The organism is Pseudaquabacterium rugosum, from assembly GCF_038066575.1.
GTDB classification, from domain to species: domain Bacteria; phylum Pseudomonadota; class Gammaproteobacteria; order Burkholderiales; family Burkholderiaceae_C; genus Pseudaquabacterium; species Pseudaquabacterium rugosum.
Genome location: NZ_JBBUTF010000003.1, coordinates 407451 through 431890 on the forward strand (window position 1 = coordinate 407451; position 24440 = coordinate 431890).

16 protein-coding genes and 1 pseudogene are annotated in these 24440 nt (G+C 74.6%); 3 read left to right on the forward strand and 14 right to left on the reverse strand.

Annotated features, from left to right (window positions below; translation table 11 throughout):
• Positions 1 to 23: 23 nt before the first annotated feature.
• From AACH11_RS04350 to AACH11_RS04380, 7 genes are all read right to left on the reverse strand, one after another.
• Positions 24 to 2849: an HAD-IB family phosphatase gene (locus AACH11_RS04350; protein ID WP_341372969.1), complete on the reverse strand. Its 2826-nt coding sequence runs from the start codon at positions 2847 to 2849 to the stop codon at positions 24 to 26.
• Between the two features lie 67 nt (positions 2850 to 2916).
• A complete protein-coding gene (fae, locus tag AACH11_RS04355; protein WP_341372970.1) occupies positions 2917 to 3447 on the reverse strand; it encodes a formaldehyde-activating enzyme in 531 nt (176 codons plus the stop codon).
• 225 nt (positions 3448 to 3672) lie between these two features.
• Positions 3673 to 4587 carry a formylmethanofuran dehydrogenase subunit C gene (locus AACH11_RS04360; RefSeq protein WP_341372971.1) on the reverse strand — a complete coding sequence of 305 codons (915 nt, stop codon included), beginning with the start codon at positions 4585 to 4587 and terminating at the stop codon, positions 3673 to 3675.
• Positions 4584 to 5642, reverse strand: coding sequence for a formylmethanofuran--tetrahydromethanopterin N-formyltransferase (fhcD, locus tag AACH11_RS04365; protein ID WP_341372972.1), 1059 nt, complete (start codon positions 5640 to 5642; stop codon positions 4584 to 4586). The genes AACH11_RS04360 and fhcD overlap by 4 nt, the downstream gene beginning before the upstream one ends.
• Positions 5639 to 7378, reverse strand: a complete 1740-nt coding sequence (locus tag AACH11_RS04370; protein ID WP_341372973.1) for a formylmethanofuran dehydrogenase subunit A — start codon at positions 7376 to 7378, stop codon at positions 5639 to 5641. Before AACH11_RS04370 ends, fhcD begins: the two co-directional genes overlap by 4 nt.
• Positions 7371 to 8903: a molybdopterin-binding domain-containing protein gene (locus AACH11_RS04375; protein ID WP_341372974.1), complete on the reverse strand. Its 1533-nt coding sequence runs from the start codon at positions 8901 to 8903 to the stop codon at positions 7371 to 7373. Before AACH11_RS04375 ends, AACH11_RS04370 begins: the two co-directional genes overlap by 8 nt.
• 129 nt (positions 8904 to 9032) lie before the next feature.
• Positions 9033 to 9923, reverse strand: a complete 891-nt coding sequence (locus tag AACH11_RS04380) for a HisA/HisF-related TIM barrel protein (protein ID WP_341372975.1) — start codon at positions 9921 to 9923, stop codon at positions 9033 to 9035.
• 214 nt (positions 9924 to 10137) lie between these two features.
• On the opposite strand from AACH11_RS04380, the gene AACH11_RS04385 reads away from it, so the two are divergent.
• Both AACH11_RS04385 and AACH11_RS04390 read left to right on the forward strand, forming a co-directional pair.
• On the forward strand, positions 10138 to 11541 hold the full coding sequence (locus AACH11_RS04385; RefSeq protein ID WP_341372976.1) for a hydantoinase/oxoprolinase family protein: 1404 nt from the start codon (positions 10138 to 10140) through the stop codon (positions 11539 to 11541).
• Complete coding sequence (locus AACH11_RS04390; protein WP_341372977.1) at positions 11532 to 12128, forward strand: amino acid kinase family protein; 597 nt, start codon at positions 11532 to 11534, stop codon at positions 12126 to 12128. Before AACH11_RS04385 ends, AACH11_RS04390 begins: the two co-directional genes overlap by 10 nt.
• A 79-nt stretch (positions 12129 to 12207) precedes the next feature.
• Here AACH11_RS04390 and AACH11_RS04395 read toward each other — a convergent pair whose 3' ends face one another.
• The 7 genes from AACH11_RS04395 to AACH11_RS04425 form a co-directional block, all read right to left on the reverse strand.
• On the reverse strand, positions 12208 to 12837 hold the full coding sequence (locus AACH11_RS04395) for an ANTAR domain-containing response regulator (RefSeq protein WP_341372978.1): 630 nt from the start codon (positions 12835 to 12837) through the stop codon (positions 12208 to 12210).
• A 151-nt stretch (positions 12838 to 12988) separates the two neighbouring features.
• On the reverse strand, positions 12989 to 17077 hold the full coding sequence (locus AACH11_RS04400; RefSeq protein ID WP_341372979.1) for a PAS domain S-box protein: 4089 nt from the start codon (positions 17075 to 17077) through the stop codon (positions 12989 to 12991).
• Between the two features lie 102 nt (positions 17078 to 17179).
• The gene (locus AACH11_RS04405; RefSeq protein WP_341372980.1) at positions 17180 to 18490 is read right to left on the reverse strand and encodes an HDOD domain-containing protein; all 1311 of its coding nucleotides are present in this window, start codon (positions 18488 to 18490) and stop codon (positions 17180 to 17182) included.
• A 40-nt stretch (positions 18491 to 18530) separates the two neighbouring features.
• On the reverse strand, positions 18531 to 19742 hold the full coding sequence (gene flgL, locus AACH11_RS04410; protein ID WP_341372981.1) for a flagellar hook-associated protein FlgL: 1212 nt from the start codon (positions 19740 to 19742) through the stop codon (positions 18531 to 18533).
• A 58-nt stretch (positions 19743 to 19800) separates the two neighbouring features.
• A complete protein-coding gene (gene flgK, locus AACH11_RS04415; protein WP_341372982.1) occupies positions 19801 to 21726 on the reverse strand; it encodes a flagellar hook-associated protein FlgK in 1926 nt (641 codons plus the stop codon).
• A gap of 50 nt (positions 21727 to 21776) precedes the next feature.
• Entirely contained in the window at positions 21777 to 22799 is a 1023-nt protein-coding gene (flgJ, locus tag AACH11_RS04420; RefSeq protein ID WP_341372983.1) for a flagellar assembly peptidoglycan hydrolase FlgJ, read from the reverse strand.
• Position 22800: 1 nt separating this feature from the next.
• Positions 22801 to 24033 (reverse strand): flagellar basal body P-ring protein FlgI, encoded by a 1233-nt coding sequence (locus AACH11_RS04425; protein ID WP_341372984.1) that lies wholly within the window; start codon positions 24031 to 24033, stop codon positions 22801 to 22803.
• Between the two features lie 201 nt (positions 24034 to 24234).
• On the opposite strand from AACH11_RS04425, the pseudogene AACH11_RS04430 reads away from it, so the two are divergent.
• A pseudogene (locus AACH11_RS04430) lies at positions 24235 to 24440 on the forward strand (IS5/IS1182 family transposase); the annotation flags it as partial.

Here is a 24440-nt window from a genome sequence, read left to right on the forward strand (position 1 = left end):
CCGCGCGGCCGCAGCCGACGGCTTCAGTCGACGACCGGCCAGCCGCGTTCCTGCGCGATCGCCCGCAGCCGCACATCGGGCGCCACCGCCACCGGCTCACGCACCGCCTCCAGCAGCGGCAGATCGCTGGCCGAATCGCTCCAGAAGCGGCTGTGGGGCTGCTGTGCCAGCGGCCGCAGGCCCTCGCGGGCCAGCCAGGCCTCGACGTGGGCGATCTTGTGCTGACGGAAGCAGGGCTGGCCGTCGATCTCGCCGGTCGGCCGCAGCGCGCCGTCGGCGTCCGGCGCCATCGCGGTGGCCGTGCACAGCAGATCGGCCGCGCCGACGCCGAACAGCGCGGCCACCGGGGCGCTGATCAGCCGCGTCGTCGCGGTGACGATGGCCACCCGTGCGCCGGCCGCGCGCTGGGCCTGGACCAGGGCCAGCCGGTCGGGCCGCAGGCGGGCGCGCACGCTGGCCGCCCACTGGTCGAGCCAGCGCGCCAGATCCGCCGGCGCGAAGGCCGCCAGGGGCTGCACGCAGGCCCGGTGCATCGCATGGATGTCCAGCGTGCCGGCCACGTACTGGTGCGCATAGGCCAGGTACTCGTCGGCGGCCGCGGCCGGCCGCGCGCCGCAGGCGATCAGGAAACGGGTCCAGTCCTGGCCGCTGTCGAAGTCGATCAGCGTGTGGTCGAGGTCGAACAGGGCGATCGGGGCCCGGCCGTCATCGACGGGGGCATCGGCGGGGGCATCGGCGGCGCCATCCGCGCCGGCCACCGCGGGCCGCCACAGCCCATGCACCCGGTGCACCGGCAGCACGCCGCGCAGCGCGTTGCAGACGGCCACGGCCTCGGCGCGGGCCAGGTCCTCACGGTGCAGGCGGCGCTCGCTCACGCCGAGGTCGGCATCGGCCAGCAGCGCCTCACGCAGCACGCCGGGCAAGGCGCCGTCGGCCAGCGGCGGCGTCCACCAGCGGCCGTCCAGGCGCAGCAGCACGGTGCTGCGGCCGCCCTCGCACAGGCGCCCGTCGGCCTGCTGGAACAGCATGTCGAAGGCGCCCCGGCCTTCCGCCTCGGCCACGCCGGCGTCATAGCGGGCACGGCGGCTGGTCTTGTGGCCGGCCAGCGGATCGGGCCCGGCCGGCAGCGGGTGCGGGTCCAGCCACAGATCGACCGCCGTGCGCTGCTCAGCCTCGATCCAGGCGGCCAGCGGCTCGTCGGCCGGCCAGCCGGCGTCGCGGGCCGCAGGAGGGGCCGCCAGCGCGACCGCCGGCGCTGCGAGCGCCGGCCCATCCAGCGGGTGATCCGGCAGGTGATCCGGCAGGTGATCCGGCTGACGCTCCGGCAACGGCGCCAGCACGGCCGTGCGCAGGCTCAGCCGGCCGTCATGGGCGAGTGCCAGGCGCAGGCGCTGCGGCGTGGCGGACGCCGCTGCGGCCGCCCCGGCCTCGTCGAGCAGTGCCCGCGCACGGGCGAGGTCGAAGGGAAAGCCCAGCCGCGCCGCGCTGCGGCCCAGGCGCCGCAGATGGGCGTCCAGGCGGCGCACACCGCGTCCCGGGTCGGCCCGCAGCGTCTCGAACAGCTCGAAGCCCGGGTCCAGGCTGGTCAGGTAACGGGCCTTGAGCCGGCATTCGGCCGCCTCGTCGGCCGCCACGCTGTCCTGCACGATGCCGGCGCCCACGCCGGTGACCAGCGCCCGCGTGCCGGCCGGGCCCGCGGGGCCGTCGGTGTCGGCCACCGGCCCCAGCACCACGGTGCGGATGGCCACCGACAGGCAGAAGTCGCCGAGGCCGTCGGCCGGAGCGCCCCCCTCGCCCGCCGGCGCATCCAGCCAGCCGATCGCGCCGCAGTACAGCCCGCGCGGCGTCGATTCCAGCCGCGCGATCAGGCCCATCGTGTAGTGCTTGGGCGCACCGGTGATCGAGCCACAGGGATAGACCGCGCGCAGCAGCTGCGGCAGGTCGACCTCGTCACGCAGCGTGGCCTGCACGGTCGAGGTCATCTGGAACACGGTGGCGTAGGGCTCGATCTCGAACAGCTGCGGCACCCGCACCGAGCCGATGCGCGCGATGCGGCCCAGGTCGTTGCGCAGCAGGTCGACGATCATCAGGTTCTCGGCCCGGTTCTTCACGTCCTGGGCCAGCTCGCGCGCGATCTCGCTGTCACCGATGGGCTCGGGCACGCGGCGCGCGGTGCCCTTCATCGGCTTGGCGGTCAGCACCGCGCCGTCCTTGCGCACGAAGAGCTCGGGCGAGCGCGACAGCACCCAGCCGCCGACCGGGGCCTGACCGTCGGCCTGCGGAGCATCCGCGGCGGGCAGCGCGATCAGCGCGCCATAGGGCACGGCCTGGCGTGCGCGCAGCCGGCGGTAGAGCGCCAGCGGCGGGCCGTAGGCCGCGCCGTTCAGGCGATAGGTGTGGTTGACCTGGTAGGTCTCGCCATTGGCGATCGCGGCCTGGATGGCGTCGATGGCGGCGTGGAACTGCGCATCATCGACGCTGGGCCGCAGGTCCAGCGTGCCGGCGGCCTCGTCGGCACCGCTCTGGCTGGCCAGCCAGGCCTCGACGCCGGCCGCGTCCAGCTTGCGCAGGCGCTCGAACATCAGCACCCGCAGCGCGGGCGCCGGGCGGCCGTCGTCGGGCCAGTGCGCGTGGTCGGCGCCGATCAGGCGCGCGCCCCATTCATAGTCGGCCAGCAGCACCGCGTGCAGGCCGCGGGCCTGGTCGGCGCGCACGGCCTGCCAGCAGGCCTCCAGCGTGGACGGATCACTGCAGCGGTGCGTGCGCACCCAGGCGGTGTAGAGCCGGCTGCGCGGCGCCTGCGGGCTGGCGCCGCCATCGTCGAGCAGGGCGAAGACGGTATCGGACATCGGGAGATTGTCGACGCTGGCCGCGGCGCGCGGCGGTGGCGCCGGGCGGAGCCACCACCGCGGCAGCTCAGCTCCAGTCGTCCATGTCGTGCTTGATCGTGTGGCGGTTGGCGATCAGCTCGTCGATCGAGGGCTCGTCCTTGAGCGCGCGGCGGATCGCCAGCCTGGTCGCCTCGTAGTTGGTGCGGTACATGTCCTTCTTGTCGAGGTTCGGATCCTTGGCGCAGCGCGGATCGATCCAGACCAGGCTGACGATGCACAGCTCGTTGACCAGGTCCTTGGGGATCACGCCCTCGATCACGCTGTCGAGCACCGCGTCCGCGGTGGCGGCCTGCACCACGCCGCCGAACAGGTCGATGTTGGCGCTGTCCTTGAGCGTCACCTTGGGCACGGTGATGGTGGCCGGCTTGACCATCTGGTTGCAGGCGCGGATCGCGAACATCGCGGTGTGGCCCTTGCTCTGGGCCATCATGTTGGCGAAGGCCTGGCCGACCGGGCCGTCGGTGCGGCCGATCAGGATCTCGGGCATCGCGTCGGTGAACTGGCCGTCCTTGGCCAGCACGGTGGCCTCACCGGCGTGGAAGGTGTACTTGCTCATGGGGTCTGCTTCGATGGGTGGTACGGAAGGAAGGAAGGAAGGAAGGAACAGGGGCGCGGACGGCCGCGCCCGATGCTAAGGGCAGGCGGACGGCGGACGCCGTCCCGCAGGCGACACCGCGGTGCCCGATCGCGACAAGCGCGATCCACGCGATCCACGCGACCCGCACGCCCAGCCGCAGCGGCAAGGCAAGGCGCAGCAGCCCGGCGTGCGGCCCGCGCCGCCTCAGGCCGGCGCGGTGATCACCTCACCTCGACCGTCAGCCGCCAGATCGCCGAGCCAGCGGCGCGGCCGGCGCGCGGCCAGGCCCTGCAGCCGCGGGTGCAGCGCACCGTGGCGGGCCTGCAGATCGCGCGCCAGCAGCTGCCAGGCCACCGGGGCATCGGCGCCGGCCGGCACATGGGTGCTCGACGGCGACCAGGCCGGATCGGCCGCCGCCTCGCCGAGCAGCAGCAGGCTGCCGCGGCGCTGGCCATAGGCCAGGTGCGCGCCGACGCCACCGCACAGCACGACGGTGCCGGCCACCAGCCGCGATGCCGCCCAGTCACCGGCATCGCCGAGCACGATCAGCGTGCCGCGCCGCATGCGGTCGGCCAGGCGCGCGCCGGCGGCGCCGTGGACGATGAAGGTGCCGCCGCGCATGCCGTCCAGGCTGCCGGGCAGGCCGCTGGCGGCGAAGTCGCCGACATCGCCGATCACCTCCAGCGCGCCGCCGGCCAGCTGGCAGCCGGCCTGCAGGCCGGCACGGCCGCGCACCACCATCCGCCCGCCGCTCATCAGCGCGCCGGCCTGATCACCGACCGGGCCGTCGACCTCGATCGTGCCGGCGTCCAGTCCCCAGCCGACGCGGTCGAGGCGGCCCAGCGCGGCGGGATCGCCCTGCAGGCGCAGCCACGGGGCGTCGCCGGCCGTGCCGGTGCCGGTGCCAGAGTCAGCGCCGGCAGCCGCCGGGGTGTCGCTGCGCCGCACCTCGAACAACTCGCCGAGCGCGATGCGCCCGCGGCCGAGGCCGATCGGCCACGCCGCCACCGCGGCCGCGTCCAGCCCGGCCAGCGCCGTCGGCCGCAGGCCGCGCAGATCGGGCCGCAGCGCGCAGGCGGCGAGCGCATCGGGCCGCACCGTCAGTTCGAAGCCGCTCATCGTGCGCCCTCCGCCGACACCGCCGACACCGCCAACGCGGCCGCCGATGCCGCCGCCGCGCGGACATCGGCCACCTCCGGCAGCAGCGCCTGCAGGTGGAAGTGGAAGGGCCCGAGCTTGCCGCCGTAGTTGCCGGCCGCGATCCGCAGCAGGCCACCGTCGGCACCGAGGGCCAGCGCCGCGCGCAGGCCCTCGGTCGTCGCGCGCGAGACCGCGGCCTCGCTCAGGCCGTCGATCACGATCTCCATCACGCAGCCCACCCCGTCGTCGATCTCGCTGCGCGGACTCAGGCCCTTGAGCGTCGGGCAGAAGGCGTCGTTGGTGCTGGCCATCAGCGCCTTGTACTTGCTGCCGACCTTGGAGCCCGAGCGCACCACGCCGCCCGGAAACGGCAGGATCACCTCGGGCACGCCGCGCATCGCGGCCACCGCGGCCTCGGCCGTGGCCAGCGCGCTGTCGGTGTCGCGGCACATCAGCAGCAGGTTGCCGCCGCCCACCGCGGTGGTGATCACCGGTGTCACGTCCTGGGCGACGAACTCGCCGTCCATCACCGGCACGCGCCAGTAGCGCCGGCCGCCGATCAGCTTGCTGATCTGCCAGCCGTCGCCGAAGAAGCGCAGGTTCTTGCCGAGGGGCACCGGTGCGCCCGCGCCCTCGGGCAGGCCGGCGTAGACGGCGGTGGTCGGGCAGGTCAGCACGCACTGGCCGACGCGGCGCTCGATCTGCCTGGTCAGCTCGGTGCCCGACATGCTCATGATCAGGATGGCCACGCCGGCACGGCCGTCGGGCGTCTCCTCGGGCGACAGCACGCGCTCGATGCCGGCCTCGCAGCCGCAGGCGATCACGCTGGTGGCGAAGCCGGTGGCCGCCACCGCCGCGTGCATCGCCCAGGTCGGGTTGTGGGCGGTGATGACCAGCCGCGTCGCCTTCATCGGGAAGGCCTCGGCGAAGCTGTCGTCGATGCGGGTGCCGGCACGCACGACCGTGTGGCCGGCGCGCAGCGCGGGGCCGTCGGCCGGCCGCGGCGGGGTCGGGTTCGGGGCGGACGCGCTCATGCCGCGGTCTCCGGATGCGGTGTCGCCGGGGCATGGGCCGCGGCGGCCTCGGCGGTGAAACAGGCCGTCGGCAGGATGCGGCCGCCGGGGTTGCAGCAGCTGCACAGCTCGTCGTGGCTGATGGTCTGCGCGGCCAGGCTGACGCAGCCGAGCGCCGCCATCTCGCGCCGCAGCGTGCGCTCGATGCCGCGGTCGTAGTCGGGCTCGACCAGGTGCACGCCACCGGGCGTGACCGCGGTGATCACGCCGTCGCGGGCCACCAGCGTGCCGTCCTTCCAGACCCGGGTCGGCGTCGCGAACATCGCCTCCGGATCGTCCTGCACGCGGTAGACGGCGATGTCGGCCGCCGCGCCCACGCCGAGGTGGCCGCGGTCGCGCAGGCCCAGCAGGCGGGCCGGCGCGGCGCGGGTCAGGATGGCGATCTCGGTGAGGCTCAGTTCGCGCGTCAGGTCGCGCAGCGGGGTCTGCACCGCCACCTCGGGATGCAGCCGCTCCAGCTGCTGGTTGCGGAAGTGGCGGTCCATCAGCAGCTTGATCAGGTGCGGGTAGCTGGTGAAGGGGCCGCCGTTCGGGTGATCGGTGGTCAGCACCACCTGCCAGGGGTTCTTCACCCGCAGGAAGATCTCCAGTCCGATCGCCCACTGCAGCGCGTTGACGTAGCTTTCCTCGCGGTAGCGGAAAGGCACGACGCCGCAGCCGCCGACGCACTCGATGTCACCGCCGACGAACTTGCGCGGGCTGCCGAGCGCATGGTTCGCGTACTGGCGCATGGTGTCGCCGGAGGCGGTCACCGTCTGGCCGAACAGGATCTGGCCGACGTCCAGGCTGATCTCGGGCCGGGCGTTGACCGCGTCGGCCAGGCGCTCGGCCTCGGAGCTGAACTTCTTCGGCCCGGCCTTGCCGTAGGCGTGGAACTGGATGTGGGTCAGGTGGCCGGGCAGGCCTTCGAGCGCGTCGATCGTCGCCAGCGTGCTGTCGATGTTGCCGGCCACGCCCAGGTTGCTGGCGTGGATGTGCAGCGGGTGCGGCACGCCGAGCTCGCGCAGCGCCCGCGCCAGCGTGTGCAGCACCTGGCGCGGCGTGACCTGCCAGTGGGCATGGCCCTCGTCGACGGCGAGTGCGCGCTGGTTGAACTTGAAGGCCGAGATGCCGCCGGGGTTGACCACCTTGACGCCGAGGGCCTTGCTGGCGCGGATCGCCCAGCCGACGTAGTCGCGGATGTGGCCGAAGTCCCGCCCCTGGGCCAGCATGCGCAGGAACAGCTCCTCGTTGCCCAGCATCACGTAGGCGCCGTGGTCGAGGATGGGCGTGTCGCCCATCTCCATGTGCGCCTGGCGGGCGTTGGACAGCACCATCGCCGGCTCGAAGGCCGCGGTGTAGCCCATCTCGACATAGCGGTAGCCGGCGTGCAGCGTGCCCGGCGTGCAGCAGCCCGAGCTCGGCAGCTCCAGCGGGTTGGCGGGCAGCGGCACCGGGCGGCCGTCGCTCAGGCGGTGGTCCTCGGGCAGCAGCATGCGCGCCAGATTGACCTTGCCGCCGCCGATGTGGCTGTGCAGGTCGATGCCGCCGGCCATCACGACGCAGCCGGCGAGGTCGATCACCGGCGTGCCGGCCGGCAGATCGGCGACGGCGACGATGCGGCCGTCACGCACGCCGACATCGGCCGGGCCGTCGACGCCGTGCTGCGGATCGACCACCCGGCCGCCGCGCAGGATGAAGCTGCGGGACTCAGCCATGGCGCACCTCCGTGGTGGCGGACGGCAGCCACTGCGGCCGCAGCCGCGCCAGCAGCGCGTCGGCCACCGCGGCCACGGTCGGCAGGCCGTCGGCGCGCAGCGCCTGCAGCGGCAGCATCACCGAGCCATCGGTGCGCACCAGATGGCCGCCCTGGCCGATGCCGGGACTGGCCACCGGAATCACGATGGTCGGCGCACGGCGCGTGGCCGGGTCGGGCACGGGAGCGCCCGGCACCTGCAGCGCGATCAGCGGCAGGTCGTCCGGCAGCGCGGGCAGCGCCGGCTGGACGCCGAAGGAGGACACCCAGAGCAGCGCATCGACCGCCGCCGGCCCGCCGTCGGGCGGTGCCAGCAGACGTCCGGTGTCCCAGGCCAGCGGCTCGTGGGCGAGGCCGTCGGCCCCGGCCCGGCTGCGCACCGGCAGGCCCGACAGCCAGGTCTGGACCTGGTTGACGGTGGCCGCCCCGTCACCGCCGCCCAGCGACAGCAGCGCGGCACGGCCGCGGACGTTCAGCGCCGCCACCAGCCGGTTGGCGGCCTCGACCACCAGGCCGGCGGCCTCGCCCCAGGGCTTGCTCTCCAGCACCAGCACCGCGTAGCGGGCCGCGCGCAGGCGCTCGGCCAGCGCCTGCAGCGCGGGCCGGACGACGGCCGGCCGGCGGCCGCCGACCCACACCGTCAGCTCGGCCAGCAGCGTGGGCAGGTCACCGCCGGGCTCGACCTCGTCGAGGCACGGCGCGCCGGGCAGCGCGGTGCAGCAGGCGGCATCGCCGCTGGCGCAGGCCAGCAGCGCGCCGCGGTGCGGCGGCAGCGGCGCGATGGGCGGATCGTCCTGCGACGTGTCGCCGTCCGGTGTCACCGCATCCAGCACCGCCGCATCCGGCGCTTCGGCATCGGGCGCCAGCGCATCCGGCGCCTCCAGCGCCCCGGCCGGGCGCACGAACAGCCGCGGCGCGCTGTCCACCGGCGGGCGGCCCAGCACCAGCACGCAGTCGGCGCGGCTGCGCAGCTCGGCCAGCGTGGTCGAGAAGCCGCCGCGGTCCTGCAGCGCCCGCAGCGCGGCCATCACCGAGGCGCCGCCGGCCACGTCCGAGATCGCGCCGCAGGCCGCCTGCAGCCGGTACATCGCCCGCGCGCCGGCCACATCGGTGGCCAGCCCCGCGGCCAGGGGCTGACGGGCCGACCGCAGCAGGGCGGCCGCCTGGTCCAGCGCAGATTCGAGCCCGACGGCGCATCCGTCGACCAGAGGGTTAGCGCTCACGTGATCGACATCCACCGGCTGCAGCGCCAGGGCCGCCGTGGCGCGCGTGCAGTCGATGCCGGCCCATGTGGCGATCGATGTGCCGGCCGATGTGCCGGGCGTGGCCGCACCGTCGGCCGACCGCTGCACATGGGGCCGCGGCAGGCCGTCGCACAGCAGCGGGCAGAAGGGGCAGGTCCAGTCCAGCGGATCATGCGGCCGGTCGGGCGGACGAAGGGCGGAGCCGGCGGGCGGGCGGGCGGGCGGAGCGGAGGTCGGGGCCATCGGATCCATGATCGCAATCGATGTGCCACCGCCAGGGCCGGGGCAGACCGGCCCCGGCGGTCGGGCGGCGGGCCAAAACTGCAACACTGTGTCGCGGGGTGTCGCGTTTCCTGATCGGCGCGGGACGGGTCAAGGGGGCAGACCGAGACCGAGTCCGGGCGGCAGACGGCCGTCGTGGAAGGCGCTGGCCACCAGCCAGGCCGAGGCCCCGGCCGCGGCGGCGGCACGCAGATCGTCCAGGCCACGCACCCCGCCGGCACCGATCAGCCGGCGCTGCGGCCCGGCCGCCGCGCGCACCGCCGCCAGTGTGTCCAGGTCCGGCCCCAGGTCGGCCCCCACCCGCTCCAGCGTCATCACGATGAGCTGTGACGGCCACTGCGCGGGCCGCGCCCAGACCCCGGCCGGGTCCATCGCCCGGCCGTCACGGCGGTCCAGCGACAGCAGGGCCTGTGGCGGCAGCGTGTCCAGCACGGCCGCCTCGCGCAGGCTCTCGCTGCCGAAGACCGGGCACAGGACCGGCCCCGGCAGAGGCCGAGGCAGCGGCGGCACATCTGCGGCCGGTCGGAGAACGCCGCCAGCCGGCAGCCCGGCCGTCGCGCACGGCAGGCCGCCGGCCGGGCGGGTGATGGGTGGCATGCCTGGCAGCATCCCGGCGGGCAGCCCGGCCGGCATCCCGAGTGGCATGCCCAGCGGCACCCCCAGCGGTACCCCCAGCGCCGTGGCCAGCGACCGGGCCGCGGCGCCGTCGGTCCAGCCCGCGTCCAGCCACAGCTGCAGGCCGGGCACGGCCGCGTACAAGGCGCGCAGCACCGCCGTCTGCACCGGCAGACCGGCCAGCGCGTCGAGATCGGCCGCGTAGACACAGGGCGCGCCGGCATGCCGGCACAACTGTTGCACCACCTGCACCGGATCGGGCTGGTGGCACAGTGCGGAACGCACCGGCGCGTAGGCCTGACGCATGCCACGCCGGGCATGGACGACCCGACCCGACTGCAGATCGACGACCGGAATCACCCGCATGGACACCCTCCGGCCACACCGGCACCGGCCTGCATCCGGCGCGACCGCGGACCGCGGCCGCACCGGCCGGTGCCGGACAGCGGCGGCGGCACCCGCCGCGTGCGGAGCCGGCGGCCAGACAAGACAAAGGGAGACATCACGATGCACGAGTATCGCCGCCCCCCCGCAGGCCTGACGCCCGCGCGGACCGCGCGACGGCCGCACGGAGGCCGTCATGGCGGCTGAGCCCGGCGTCAGGACGGAGGCCCCGCAGCACGCGCGATCGGACGGTCCGGCCGCGCCCCCCCGGCCCGACGGCGGGGACTGGATCGCCGGCTGGGACATCGGCGGCGCCCACGTCAAGCTGGCGCTGCTGCACCAGGGCCGTCTGCAGCAGGTGTGGCAATGGGCCTGTCCGCTGTGGCAGAGCCTGGACCGCCTGCACGCCGTGCTGGCCGAGGCGGTCGCCCGGCTGCCGGCCGGCGCCACGGTGCGGCATGCGCTGACCATGAGCGGCGAGATGGCCGACCTGTTCCCCGACCGCCTGAGTGGCGTGCGGGCCATCACCGCCGCGCTCGATGACGCCCTGCGACCGACGACCGCGCCCCGCCCCGACACGGCGACGCCGGCCACCGCCGCCGCGGACACCCCCGACACGGCGGTGTCGGCGGTGTCGGCGGACGCGGCGGACGCGGCAGCGGCGCCGCCGCCGGTATCGGCCGCCGTGGCGGTCTGGGCCGGCCAGCGCGGCTGGCTGCGGCCATCGGACGCGGCCGCGGCCTGGGACGACGTGGCCTCGGCCAACTGGCTGGCCAGTGCGCAGTGGGCGGCCCGGGCCCTGCCCGGCCCGGGCCTGCTGGTGGACATCGGCAGCACGACGACGGATCTGGTCGCCTGGCGGGCGGGCCGGGTACTGGGCGACAGCCGGCGCGATGTCGACCGGCTGGCCTGTGGCGAGCTGGTCTACCACGGCGTGGTGCGCACCCCCTTGTGCGCGCTCGGCCCGCAGGCCCCGTGGCAGGGCCGCCCGTTGAACCTGATGAACGAGTTCTTCGCCACCAGCGCCGACGTCTACCGCCTGACCGGCGAGCTCGACGAACGCCACGACCAGCAGCCCGCGGCCGACCAGGGCCCGAAGACGGTGTCCGCCAGCCGCGCACGGCTGGCCCGGATGATCGGTCTGGACGCGGCCGACGGCACGCCGGCGCAATGGGAGGCGCTGGCCCGGCACTTCCGCCAGGTCCAGCTCGCCACGATGGCCACCAGCCTGCGCCAGGTCTGGCAGCGCCACGCTCTGCCGGCGGACGCGCCGGTGCTGGCCGTGGGCTGCGGCCGCTTCCTGCTGCCCGATCTGCTGCGCCAGGCGGGCTTGACGGCGGCCCGCCCGGTCGATGCGGCCGGCCTGGCCGGACTGACCGGGCTGTCCGCAGTGGTCGTACCGGCGGCCGCCCCCGGAGCGACCGGGCCGGCCGAGGTCGCCGGCCACCCACCGATGACGGCCGACGAACGCATCGGCTGGGCCCTGGTGGCCCTGCCCGCGGTGGCCGTGGCCAGCCTGCGCGCGCAGGCACTGTCACGGCCGCCGGCCCCGCCACGGCCACACGCCACCCGGACGACGGAGGACGCACGATGTGGGTGATCAAGATCGGCGGCAGCCTCAACGAGGACGCCTGCCTGCCGCAATGGCTGCAGCTGGCGGCCGAACTCGGCGGCGGCCGGGTGGCCCTGGTGTGCGGCGGCGGGCGTTTCGCCGATGGCGTGCGCGACAGCCAGCGCCACTGGCAGTTCGATGATCTGGCCGCGCACAACATGGCGGTGCTGGCCATGGCGCAGTCGGCCTATCTGGCGCAGGCCCTGGCGCCGGAGCTGGAGCTGGCCGACAGCGAGCCGGCGATCCGCCAGGTGCTGCGGCGCGGGCGCACCGCGGTCTGGCTGCCGATGGCGATGTGCCGCGCGACGCCCGATGCCGACACGCACTGGGACGTCACCTCCGACAGCCTGGCGCTGGGCCTGGCGCGACGCCTCAACGCCGAGCGTCTGGTGCTGGTCAAGTCGTGTGCGACGCCGCCGGCCGACGCCCTGCCCTGCCTGGACACGCTGAGCGCCCAGGGCGTGCTCGACCGTGCGTTCGCGCAGCGGGCGGCCGACGCGCCGTTCCCGATCGAGCTGCTGCACAAGGCCGAACCGCAGCGCCTGCGCGAGCGGCTGCTGGGCCTGAGCTGCTGAAGGCCGCGGGCGCCGCCACCCGCCACCCGCCACACGGCACCCGCCCCCCCAGGGGGGCGCGGCCCGTCCGCCGGAGCGCTCAGCCCTGGCCGCGCGCCAGCAGCTCGATCGCGTCGACCAGGCGTTCGGCCTGCTCCAGCAGCGGCCGGCCCTCGTCGAGCGCCAGGCGCTGCAGACGCTCCAGCGCCTGACCACGCTGCAGCGAATACCGGTGCATCAGCACGCCGACGGCCATCGGGATCACGTCCTGCGCCCCCAGGCGCAGACCCGGCATGACCGAGGCCAGCCCCGCCGCGGTGGCCGGCTCCTTGGTGTCGGCCATCGCACCGGGCAGCCGGGCCTGGATGTTGGCCATCGCCGCCGCCACCGTCGGCACGATCTGCGTGATGTCCAGCGGCTTGACGAGGTAGGCCACCGCGCCCAGCTCGCGCACCTTGCGCGTGGTGTCGTCGTCGGCGAAGGCCGACAGGAACATGAAGGGCACGTGCAGGTACTCGCGCAGGTAGGCGGCGACGTCGAAGCCGGTCTTGCCCTCCATGCGGATGTCCAGCAGCGCCAGGTCGGGCTTGTGCTGGCGCGCCATCAGGATCGCGTCGTCGCCGTTGTCCGCGTCGATCACCTGATAGCCGGCCTGCGACAGCCCGTGGACGACCGTGGCCAGCACCAGCCTGTCGTCATCGACCACCAGAATCTTGCCCTTGTCGGCCATCAGCGGGTTCCTGCAAAGCGTGTGCGCGGGGCGCGGGGCGCCCGGGGGCCCGCCGCGCGGCAGGCCCGGGCCCATGGGGCGGGATTGTCGCGCGCTTCACCGCGCCGGACGCAGGCTGTCCGGTGGGCGTCGGAGCGCGCCGCCGGCGCGGTCATGCCGGCTCCAGCAGCAGGATGCTGGGCGGTACCAGCACGACGCGGGCCTCGACCTCGACGCCGATCTGCGTCAGCGTCAGCGTCGCGCTGCGCCGCGGCAGCAGCGCGCGCACGAGCCCCAGGCCGCTGACGCCGGTGGGCACCTGGGCCAGGCTGAAGCCCTCGCGCAACTGGCCCGGGTTGCGGATCGACACCACCAGCCGTGCCTCGTCGCACAGCAGCTCGCAGTGCACGACGGCGGCGCTGTCGGCGGCCACCGGCGCGCCGTGCTTGATCGCGTTGGTCAGCAGCTCGTTGATGGTCAGCGCGATCGGGATCGATTCGGCCTCGGGCAGCGCGAAGCGCTGGGCCGGCGTGCCGCTGAGCCGCAGATCGATGCGGCGGCCGAAGGTGCGCGAGACGTTGGCCAGGATGGCCTCGACCAGCGGCTGGATCTGCAGCGGACCATGGCTGCCGACCTGCAGGCCGTGCACCTGGGCGATGGCCTGCACCTGGCTGACCGCCTCGGTGATCAGGCCGGCGACCTCGGGCCGGCGCGCGGCCGTCTGCTGCAGCAGACCGGCCACGCCCTGCAGGTTGTTCTTGATCCGGTGGTGCACTTCCTTGACCAGCATCTCGCGCTGCTGGACGGCGGCCTCGAAGCGGGCCTGCTCGGCCGCCCGCTGCTCGGTGACGTCGCTGGCCACCAGCAGCAGCTGGCCGTCGCGGCCGGCCTCGGGGCCGGCGCTCGGGTCGTCGAGCGTGACCACGCGCATGTCCCAGACCCGGGCCGAGGCCTCGTCGTCCTCGTCCTCGAGCGTGGGGCCGCCGGCAGCGACGGGCGTGCCGATCGAGCCACCCAGCCCGCCGCCCATGCCGCCGCCCATGCCACCGGACAGCGCCACCGACAAGGCCCCCGCCAGCCCCGCGCTGACCCCGCCGAGGGCCGCGGCCTGACCGGCGACGGCCGCCGCCGGCAGCGCGGCCAGCGGCACCGGCGAACCGAGCGCGTCGTGCAGCGCCAGCGTGCTGGCGGCCTCGCGCAGCGCGGCGTCGCTCGGCGGTGCGCCGGCATCGACGGCGGCCCAGCCACCGGCCGCCGCCCGTGCGACGGCCGAGGGCATGCGGCCGCTGCGCCGCCATTCCCGGCGCAGCACATGGCCTTCGAGCCGCCGCGCCTGGGCCAGATCGGCGCGCAGCGCGTCGGCATCGGCCAGCGAGAACCAGACCTCGGGCGGATGGCCGAGCACCGCCTCGACCGGACGGCCGAAGAAGGCCGCGGCCATCTGGTTCAGGCGCAGCACGCGGCCGGTGCGCGCATCGAACAGCGCGATGGCCAGCGGCGCGGTCTCGATGATGCGCTGCAGGCTGGCCTGGGCCTGGGCGATGCTGGTCTCGGCCTGGCGGCGGCGCTCGATGTCGAGCAGCGCGAAGGTGATCTGGTTGCCGCTGTGCGGCCGCACCTCGCCCGGCACCGCGCCGTCGCCCGGCCGGCCGGTGACCACCGCATTGCCGACGACGTAGAACTCGCGCCCGTCGCGCCCGCGCAGCCGGCACTCGAAGGTCTCGGCCTGGCCGTCGCCGAGCGCGCGCAGGTAGTGGGTGGCGCGCAGCGGATGGTCCGGATCGGCGGTGGCGACGATGCCGATGGGCTCGCCGACGAAGTCGGCCAGCTCGCCGCCGAACATGCGCCGCGCCGAGCGGTTCATCCACTCGATGCCGTGGTCGCCGACGGTGACGATGCCCACCAGCACCGAGTCCAGGATGGCGCGCGTGCGCTCGGCCTGCAGCTGCAGCGCGTCGCGCGCACGGTGGCGTTCGTCGACGTCGACGTAGGAGGTGATGACGCCGGGCTGGCCGTCGGCGCCCTCGACCCGGCGCTGGCTGACCTGCACCCACAGCAGGCGGCCGTCGCGCCGGCGCAGGCGCTGCTCGCCGCTCCAGTGGCCGGTGGCCTGCAGCGCCTGCTGCTGCTGCGGCCACAGCGCGTGGAAGGCGGCGTCGTCGGCATACAGCGCGGCCTGGTGCAGATGGCCGAGCTCGTCGACGCTGTAGCCGGTCAGCCGCGCCAGCGCGACGTTGGCCCGCTCGATGCGGCCCTGGCGCACCCAGGCCACGCCGACGTCCGACAGCGAGAACATCAGCTCGCGCTCGTGGGCCAGGGCCTCCAGCTCGCCTTGCTGCTGCTTCTGGCGCGTGATGTCGGTCAGCAGCACGACCAGGTCCTCGGCGCTGGCGCCGGCCGCGCGGCCGACCGACAGCGCCAGCCACTGGGCGGGCCGGCCGGCGACGGCCGGCAGCGCCAGCTCGACCTCGTGGCGGCCCTGCTCGACCAGCGCCTGGCGCAGCAGCGCGACGGCCGCCGGCTGGCCCGGCAGCAGATCGGCCAGCACCGCACCGGCGGCGCGCCCGGGCAGCAGGCCCAGCAGCGTCTCGAAGCGGCGGTTGCAGCGCACCAGCTGCTCGCCGCGCAGGTAGGCGATGCCGGCGGTCGAGGCCTCGAGGATGGTCGAGAGCTCGCGCAGCAGCTGCTCGTTGCGGCGCTGGGCGTCCTCCAGCTCGGTCACGTCCTGCGTGACGACGGTCAGCGCGGCCTCGCCGCCGGGCAGCTCGCCGGGCTCGACCCGGGTGCGCAGCCAGCGCGCGCCACCATCGGGCCGCAGCGCCGACCAGCGGGCCTGGGCCGGCACGCGCTCGCGCAGCGCCAGCTGCAGGCGGTCGTAGTCCTCGTGGGTGGCCGGATCGACCTGCGCGCGGTCGACGGCGCGCGGTGCGGCCGCCACGCCGCCGTCGAACTCGGGCCAGGCCGCGGAGCCGCTGCGCGGCGCACGGGCCACCTGCCAGCCCCCGGCCGCGCGCCAGCTGACGACGCCGAGGCCGGCCGTCTCCTGCAGCGCGCAGACCTCGAGCCGGGCCAGATCGGTGGCGTCCTCGTGGCTGCGGTCCTCGACCACGGCCATGATCTTGCGCGCGGGCGTGCCCTGCGCGCCCGGGCTGGGCGCGTCGAAGGCGCGCAGCCGTGCAGCCAGGCGCTGGCGCCCGCCGCCGGTGCCCTGCACGATGCAGCGCACCTCGATCGGCGCGGCCTCGGGCTTGAGCTCGGCATGCGGCCGGTCGTCTTCCCAGGCCAGCAGGCGGCGCACGTCGGCCGGCGCATCGCGCAGCAGCACCGGCGCACAGCCGACCATCTGCTCGAAGGCGGCATTGCTGCGCAGCACCAGGCCGGCGCTGTCGTAGACCAGCATGCCGACCGGGCTCAGGTCGAACCAGGGATCGAGCTCGCGGCCGGGGTCGTCGTCGCCCTGCTCGGCCTTGTGCTGCCAGGTCACGTCCTGCAGGGTGACCAGCAGCAGCGGCGTGCCGTCGTCGGCACTGATCCAGCGCGGCATCGCGCGGAACCAGCGCTCGCGGCCCTGGGCATCGATCATGCGGCGCTCGGGCATCGGGTCGGGCTGGGCGCCCTGCTCCAGCGCACGCAGCAGCCGCTCGCGCGAGGCGCGCAGCGCGGGCTGGTCCTCGGCCGGCACGCGCTCGATCGGATCGTGGCCGATGACCTGGGCCGGCTGCAGGCCGAAGATCTCGAAATAGGCGCGGTTGGCCGCGCGCACGACGAAGTCGCGCCCCTGCACGGCCACCGGCAGCGGCGAATCCCAGAGCTGGCGCACCAGCTCCGCGCTGACGCCATGCGACAGCCGCGGCATCTGCGGCGCATGGCCGAACAGCGGGGCGCGCAGCGCACGGGCGCCACCCGGCAGCGGCATCAGGCTGAACTGCAGCGTCAGGCCGTCGCACAGTTCGAGGTGGCAGAGGCTGCCGGGCTCGGGCAGCGGCCAGCGCGGCGCGCCCTCGGCGGCGGCGGCACGGCCCGCCTCGGGCGGGCCCAGCGCCCAGGACAGCACGGCCTGGCGGCTCGACGGGGTGGCCGCGCCGAGGGCCTGCTCCAGCGTCTGGCCGGGCTCACAGCCCAGCAGGCGCTGGGCGGCACGGTTGGCCACGCTCAGGCGGGCACGGGCATCGAGCAGCAGCAGCACCTCGTCGACCCCGTCGAGCAGGGCCGTGAGCTGGGCGTTGGACGGCAGGGTGGTCGGACGGGCTAGCACAGGCATGACCCTGGCAGTGTAACGGCCCGTCACTGACGCGACGTGTCCGCGGCCGGCCCCGCCAGACCGCGGGCTAACCAACGGCCTGCGGAGGATCGCGCCGCGCCGCTATTCGAGCGTCTGTGCGGCGACGAGCGCCTGCAGCAAGGCCCGGTTGACGGTGCCGGCGTCGAGCATCGCCGCCTCCAGCGCGGCCTCGATGTCGTGCGGCACGCCGGCCTCCAGCGCACGGGCCAGCGCCAGCAGCGGCTGCAGCGGACCGGCTTGCGCCAGCAGGGCCTCGCGCAGCGCCGGCGGGGTGGGCACCGCCTGCAGCAGCCAGTCCATCGGCTGCTGCAGCAGGCGGTCGAGCAAGGAGAACACGCCGGTGACGAACAGCTGCTCGACCAGCGCATCGCCCAGGCCGCAGGCCCGCCCCAGCGCCTCCATCAGCAGCGCGCGGCGCAGCGCCGCGCAGGCCAGTGGCCGCCCCGCGACATCGGGTTGGGCGCGCATCAACAGCAGGATCAGCCAGCGCCGCAGGCCCTGGTAGCCCAGCAGCTGCAGCGCCTGGGCGAAGCTCTCGACCGGCACCCGCAGGCCGACATGGGGCGAGTTGACATAGCGCAGCAGGCGCCAGGCCAGCGCCGGGTCGGTGGCCAGCACGCCTTCCAGGCGCGGCAGCGGCTCCTCACGATCGACGCGGCCGATCAGCTCCAGGGCGGCGGCCATGCCCGGCGGCACGGCCGGGGCCTGGGACGGCACCGGGGCGGCCACGTCATCGACCGGCCAGCCGAGTGCGGCCACCGCGCCGCGGGCGAAGGCGGCGGCCAGCTGCGCCTGGGTGCGCACGCCCGACTGCACGACGGCGATGCGGCGGGCATCGGCAGCGGCGTCCGACGGCTCATCGAGCGCCGGCGCCTGGCGCCGCTCCTCGGCCAGATCGACCAGCGCATGGCTGAAACAGGCCAGCAGCGCGGGCGCCAGCGGCGTGCGCGGCACGCCGACCAGCAGCAGCGACAGCCCGCGCGCATGCAGACCGGCCAAGGTGGCGCACAGCCCGTCGTCGGCCAGCGCGAACGCCGGCAGCTCCAGCAGGGCCAGCGGCATCGGCTCGTCCGCCGGCCAGGCGCCGAGCGCCTGCACCAGGCCGAGCAGCAGGGCCTCGTCGGTGACGTTCAGGCACAGCCGGCCGGCATCCGGCGGCCAGGCCTCGGCGAGAGCGGCCAGCAGCGCGCCGGCCTGCGGCCGCGGGCCCTGCGGGCGTGGCGCCAGCGTCAGCCGCAGCGCGACGATGCGGCGCTGGACGTCGATCATCGGCGCATAGGCCAGCAGCACGCGGTCGAGCGGCGGCAGCGTGGCCGCGGGCGCACGGGTGTGCGCCAGACTGGCCGGGGCGGCCGGGGCGCGGACGGACTTGTCGGATCTGAACCAGCTCACGGGTGGGGCTCCGCTGTCGGGCAGGTGCGGCCGCGGCCGCTCACTTCAGGTAGTCGAACAGCGACATGCGCTGCACCGACGCATAGCTCTGCAGCGCGGCCTGGTAGCCGGTCTGCTGGCTCTGGAAGGCCGAGATCGACTCGACCATGTCGACGTCCTCGGCATCGGACTGCACCGTCACCGCCGCCAGCTTGCGGTCGGCGGCGCGCTCGTCCATCGCGTCGAGCCGGGTCAGCATCGCGCCGGCCTGGGCCCGCGTGGCCTGGACGTGGCGGATCACCGCATCGACATCGCGCAGGCCGGAATTGACCGCCTGCATGATCTTCGCGCCGCCGGTCTCGTCGCTGTCGCGCGTGCCGCCGAGCGCGCCGATCAGGCGGTCGAGCGCCTCGAAGATGTCGAGCGAGCGGGTGCTGGGGTCGAGCGTGAAGCGGTCGCCCTCGGCCGGATCGCCGTTGATGGTGACGCTCTGGCCGTCGATCTCGATCGCCCCGCCGCTGCGGTAGGGCTGGTCGGTCAGCGTGGTGGGCGTGCCGTCCCGCATCACGGTGTAGACCGTCTCGTCACCGACGCTCGAGAACACGATCTCGTAGCTCGATCCGGTCAAGGCGGCCGGGTTGGCCACGCTGCCCGGCGTGATCCAGCCGGTGCCGGTGTTGTTGTCGGCATCGGGCGCGGTGACGAACACGCCATTGCCGCTGGGCACCGCCAGCCAGACCTGGCGGCCGTCGAGCGTGGTGGGCATCACCTCCGAACCGCTGAGCTGCAGCTGCCCGGCCGTGTTGACCGAGACCACGCCGCCGGGCTGGTCCAGGAACGGGGCCGAGGTCGCGCCCTGGCCGCCGAAGATGAAGCCCGAGCCGCCGTCGCTCTGGTTGGCCAGGCCCAGCAGCTGCTCGCGGTAGTTGCGCAGCTCGGCGACCTGCGACTGACGCTCGACCTGGGTGTAGGTGCCGTTGCCGGCCGACACCACCATCTCGCGCGCGGCCTGCAGCACGTCGTTGGCCTGGCCGAGGGTGGACTCGGCCAAGGTCATCGCCGTGCGGCTGGCGTCGATCGAGCGCTGCTGGGTGCCGATGCGCTGCTGCGAGGCATAGGCCCGCTCGGCCCGGGCCAGCGCCGCCGGGTCATCGCTGGGCAGGTCGATGCGCTTGCCGCTGGTCATCTGCTCCTGCGTGCGCGAGAGCTCCTGCTGGCGGCGCTGCAGGCTGTCGACGGAGGTCGAGAAACGGTCGAAGCTGGACATCCTCATCGCGGCATCCCGGTCATCATCTGGCGTGGGCTCGGTGGTGCGTCAGGTCCGGCCGGGCTCAGGAGCCGGCCAGCTGGATCACGGTGTCGAGCAGGGTCTGGGCGGTCTGCAGCACCTTGGCCGCGGCCTGGTAGTTCTGCTGGAACTGGATCAGCTGGGCCGCCTCCTCGTCGAGGTTGACCCCGGTGGCCGAGGCCAGGCGGCTGTTGAGCGTGCCCAGGGCGGTGGCGCTGTGGCCCGCGGCGGTCTGCGCGCTCTGGCTGCGCACGCCGACATCGGCCAGCAGATGGGCGAAGGCATCGGTCGGCGTCTGGCCGCCGGCGATCGTGCGCTGGGCGAACTGCTGCATCGTCAGCGCATTGCCGTTGCTCAGGCTGACGTGGACGGTGGGCGTGAGCTCCAGCAGGTCGCCGGTCTTGGGCAGGCCCGACAGCGTGAGCTTCATGCCGTCGAAGCGGATGGCCTGGCCGGCCTGGTACTGGCCGCTGTCCTGCACCGCACCGTCAGCGTCCAGCACCTCGTAGGCGCCGGCGTCGTCGGTGAAGCGCACGGTCAGGGCCTGATGGCTGCCGGCGGCCGGCGCGGACTCGATCTCCAGCGCGCTGACACCGACCGTGCCGGTGTTGTCGAGCGCCGCCGCGGCCGTCATCGGACCGGCCGCGGCCAGACCGTAGGGGCTGCGCAGGGCCACCTGCAGATCGTCGGCGGCCAGCGCCGAGGGCTGGACGCGGTAGGTCTCGCCGGCCTGCGGCGCGCTGCCGCCGACCGGCACCGCCAGCGAGAAGCCGTCGATCACGTCGCCCTCCTGCACCGCCCCGGCGAAGACATGGCCGTCCTCCAGCCGCGTGACCTGGTAGCCGCCGGCGGCCAGGGCCTCGACCTGGTACTCGGAGGCGCGCAGGGCGGTCGGGTCCTCGATCGTGGCGCCGAGTGCGCTGACCTCGTTGCCCTCGGCCGTGCGCAGGTTGTCGGCACCGGGGATCACCTGCGGCCCCCGCACGACGAACAGCGGCGAGCCGGCATCGCCCTGCAGGTCCAGGCCCAGGGCCTGCTGCTGGTTGAGCATGCCGGTGACCGAGGCCACGACCTGGCCCAGGTGGGCACGGGCGGTCATCAGGTCCTGGTTCTGGAACTGCATCAGGCCGGCCAGCCGGCCCTCGCCGACGGTGCGGCTGCTCATGCGCAGCAGGCCGGCATCGATCTCGATGCCCAGCTGCAGCCGTGACGGGTCAGCGGCATCGGGCTGCGCCAGCAGCTCGTTGGAGGTGGCGCCCAGCACCAGATTCTCGCCGTTGGACAGGAACAGCGCGATCTGGCCGTTGTCGGCCTCGTAGCTGTGGACCTCGATCTGCGCGGCGATCTCGCGCACCAGCTGGTCGCGCTGGTCGAGCAGCTCGTTGGGATCGTGGCCCGACTGCAGCGCGGCCGTGACCTTCACGTTGAGCTCGGCGACGTTGCGCACACGGCCGTTGACCTCGGCCACCGCGGTGCGCAGATCGTCCTGGGTCTGCGCCTGCAGGTCGGCCAGCGCCTGGGCATTGGCGCGGGCCAGGGAGGCGAAGTCCTCGAGCCGGCCCAGCACCACCTCGCGGGCCGACAGATCCGACGGCGCGGCGGCCACGTCGGCGAAGGAATCGAAGATCTGGCCGGCCGCCGCGCCGACCCCGGTGCCGGTGCGGCCGAACAGCTCCTCGAGCTGCGACAGCAGCGTGCTGCGGGCCGCGTCGGTGCCGTTGACCGAGGCCATCTGGTTGACCTGCGAGCTCAGGAAGGCGTCGGAGGCGCGCTTGACGGTGGCCACGTTGACACCGCGGCCGACATAGCCGCCGGAGGTCTCCTGGCTGCCGGCGGTCTCCAGCCGGACATCCTGACGCGAATAGCCCGGCGTGTTGGCATTCGAGATGTTGTTGGCCGTCGTCTGCACCTGGCGGTACGAGGCGAAGATGGCGCGGGTGCCGATGTTGAGCAGCTCGGAAGCACTCATGACGGGACGGCTCCTTCAGGCGGTGACGGGTGGGACTGCGGCATGACGGCTCAGCTGTCGTCGCGGCCGGTGGCCGCGGCCGTGCGGCCGGCGACGGTGGCCGTGCCGGCGCGCTGCAGCCGCAGCGTGGTGTCGATGACCCGGCCGAGCTTGTCGGCATAGGCTGGATCGGTGGCATAACCGGCCCGTTGCAGGCCCTGGGCGAAGCCGCGGGCATCGCTGCCGGCGGCCAGCACCTGGGCATAGCGCGGGCTGCCGCGCATCAGGCGGGCATAGTCGGCGAAGGATTCCTCGGTGCTGTCGTAGGCGCGGAAGCGCTGCACCAGGCGCTGCGGCCGGCCGTCGACGTATTCGGTGGTCGTCACGTCGACCGTGCGGCCGGTCCAGCCGGCGCCCGCCTTGATGCCGAACAGGTTGTTCGACGCCTGACCCTCGCGGCCGGTGATCGCGCGCCGGCCCCAGCCGGTCTCCAGCGCGGACTGGGCCAGCATGAACTCCGCCGGGATGCCGGTGGCCGCCTCGGCGGCCTGTGCGGCCGAGGTGTGCTGACGCACGAAGTCGGCGGCCTGCGCGGTGGCGGGGCTGCTGCCGGCGGCCGCCACCGCGCGGTCGGCCCCGGTCGACGCACGCGCGGCCGCCGAGACCGGGGCACCGCGGCGCGCGGCCTCGGCCGCCGCGCTGCCGCCCGGCAGGTCCTGGGCCGACGCGCTGCCGGTCGTGCCCGCGGCCACGGCGCCGATCTGGTGTTCGAGCTGGCGCGCCAGCACGTCGGCCAGCCCACCGGGCCGGCCCGAGAGCTGGCTGGACAGCTGGGCATCGAGCATCTGCGTGCCCATGCGGCTGGCCTCGTTGTCCATCAGCCCGCCGTCCATCGACGCGCGCATCGACTTCAGCAGCTCGGAGGTGAACAGCGCCTCGAACTGCTTGGCGGCCTCACGCGCCGCGCTCTTCGGATCGCGTTCGGCGCTGCGGCGCAGCGCATCGAGGCTGCGGCCGTCGGTGGCCAGCGCCTGGCTGGCGCCGGTGGCCGTCGCGGCCGCTCCCGCACTGCTGGCGATGGCGCTGCTGCGCATCTCAGATCACCTCGATCTCGGCGTTGAGCGCGCCGGCGTTCTTCATCGCCTGCAGGATGGCCAGCAGGTCCTGCGGCGTGGCACCGAGCGTGTTCAGCGCACGCACCACGTCGGCCAGCTTGGCGCCGGCCGGCAGCTGCATCAGCGCCCCGCCCTGCTGGGTGATGGCGATGTCGGCCTTCTCCGTCTGCACCGTCTGGCCCTGGCTCAGCGGCGCCGGCTGGCTGATCACCGGCGTGGCGTTGACGGTGACGGTCAACGCGCCATGGGCCACCGCGCAGGTGCCCAGCGTGACCGCCTCGTTGATCACCACCGAACCGGTGCGGGCGTTGAGCACCACGCGCGCGGCCGGGCGCTCACCCCGGAACTCCAGGTTCTCGACGTCGGCCAGGAAGGCCACGTGCTGGGCCGGATCGGCGGGCAGGCGCACGCGCACCACCCGGCCGTCGACCGCCTGCGCGGTGCCCGCGCCCTTGGCCCGGTTGATGGCATCGACCACCGCGCGGGCGGTGGCGAAGTCGCTGGAGCGCAGGTCCAGCTGCAGCTGGCCGCCACGGCCGAAGGCGGTGGGCACGGCGCGCTCGACCGTGCCGCCCTCGGGCACACGGCCCGACGACAGGTGGTTGATCTGCACCTTGGAGCCACCGGCGGACGCACCGGCACCGCCGACCACCAGATTGCCCTGGGCCAGCGCATAGATCTCGCCATCGGCCCCGCGCAGCGCGGTGCCCAGCAAGGTGCCACCGCGCAGGCTCTTGGCATTGCCGGCCGAGGAGACGGTGACGTCGATGCGCTGGCCCGGCTGCGCGAAGGGCGGCAGATCGGCGGTGACGACGACGGCCGCCAGGTTGCGCGGCTGCATGGTCACGCCCGGCGGCAGCGTGATGCCGTGCTGCTGCAGGAAGGCATTGAGCGCCTGCGGCGTGAACGGGGCCTGGGTCGACTGGTCGCCCGTGCCGTCGAGGCCGAAGACCAGGCCGAAGCCGGTCAGCGCGTTGCTGCGCACGCCCTGCACCTGCGCCACCTCCTTGATGCGCGCGGCCTGGGCCCCCGTCGGCGTGCACAGCGCGAGCACGGCCGCGGCCACGCCGGCCCAGGCCAGCAGATCGAGCAGCCAGTGCGGATGGGCCCGCAGCAGGCGCAGCGGGCCGAGCAGCACGAGGCGCAGCAGACGCCACGCCTCCGGCAGCAGCACACGGCTGATGGACAGGGACTCGGCGGCGGGGCGGAACATGGACGGCGGACTCCGGAAGACGGGCATGAAAGGGGTGGACGCGGCGGCGACGCGGGCGGTGCGGCCGGCGCCTCAGAACGTGTGAACGAAATGCGCCCCTGAACCGTTGAGCATTGCATGGACGCTACGACGGTTGGAGACGAGGGTGAGCAGACCCAACAAGGTCTGTTCGGTGAAGGGGAGTTGCCTGCGGGAGCGGGGATGACCGAGCCCGCGCGGGCAGGCGGTGCAGCGCGGGTCATGTCGCCACAGCGCAACCAAGTGGAGCTTCGCCCGGTCGATCTGGAGTCGTTGCTGGCGCATGACCATGCCGCGCGTACCGTATGGGCGTTCGTTCAGGCGCTGGACCTGGCGCCGCTGTACGCGCGCATCAAGTCGGTGGCTGGTCGCGGCGGTGCGCCGGCCAT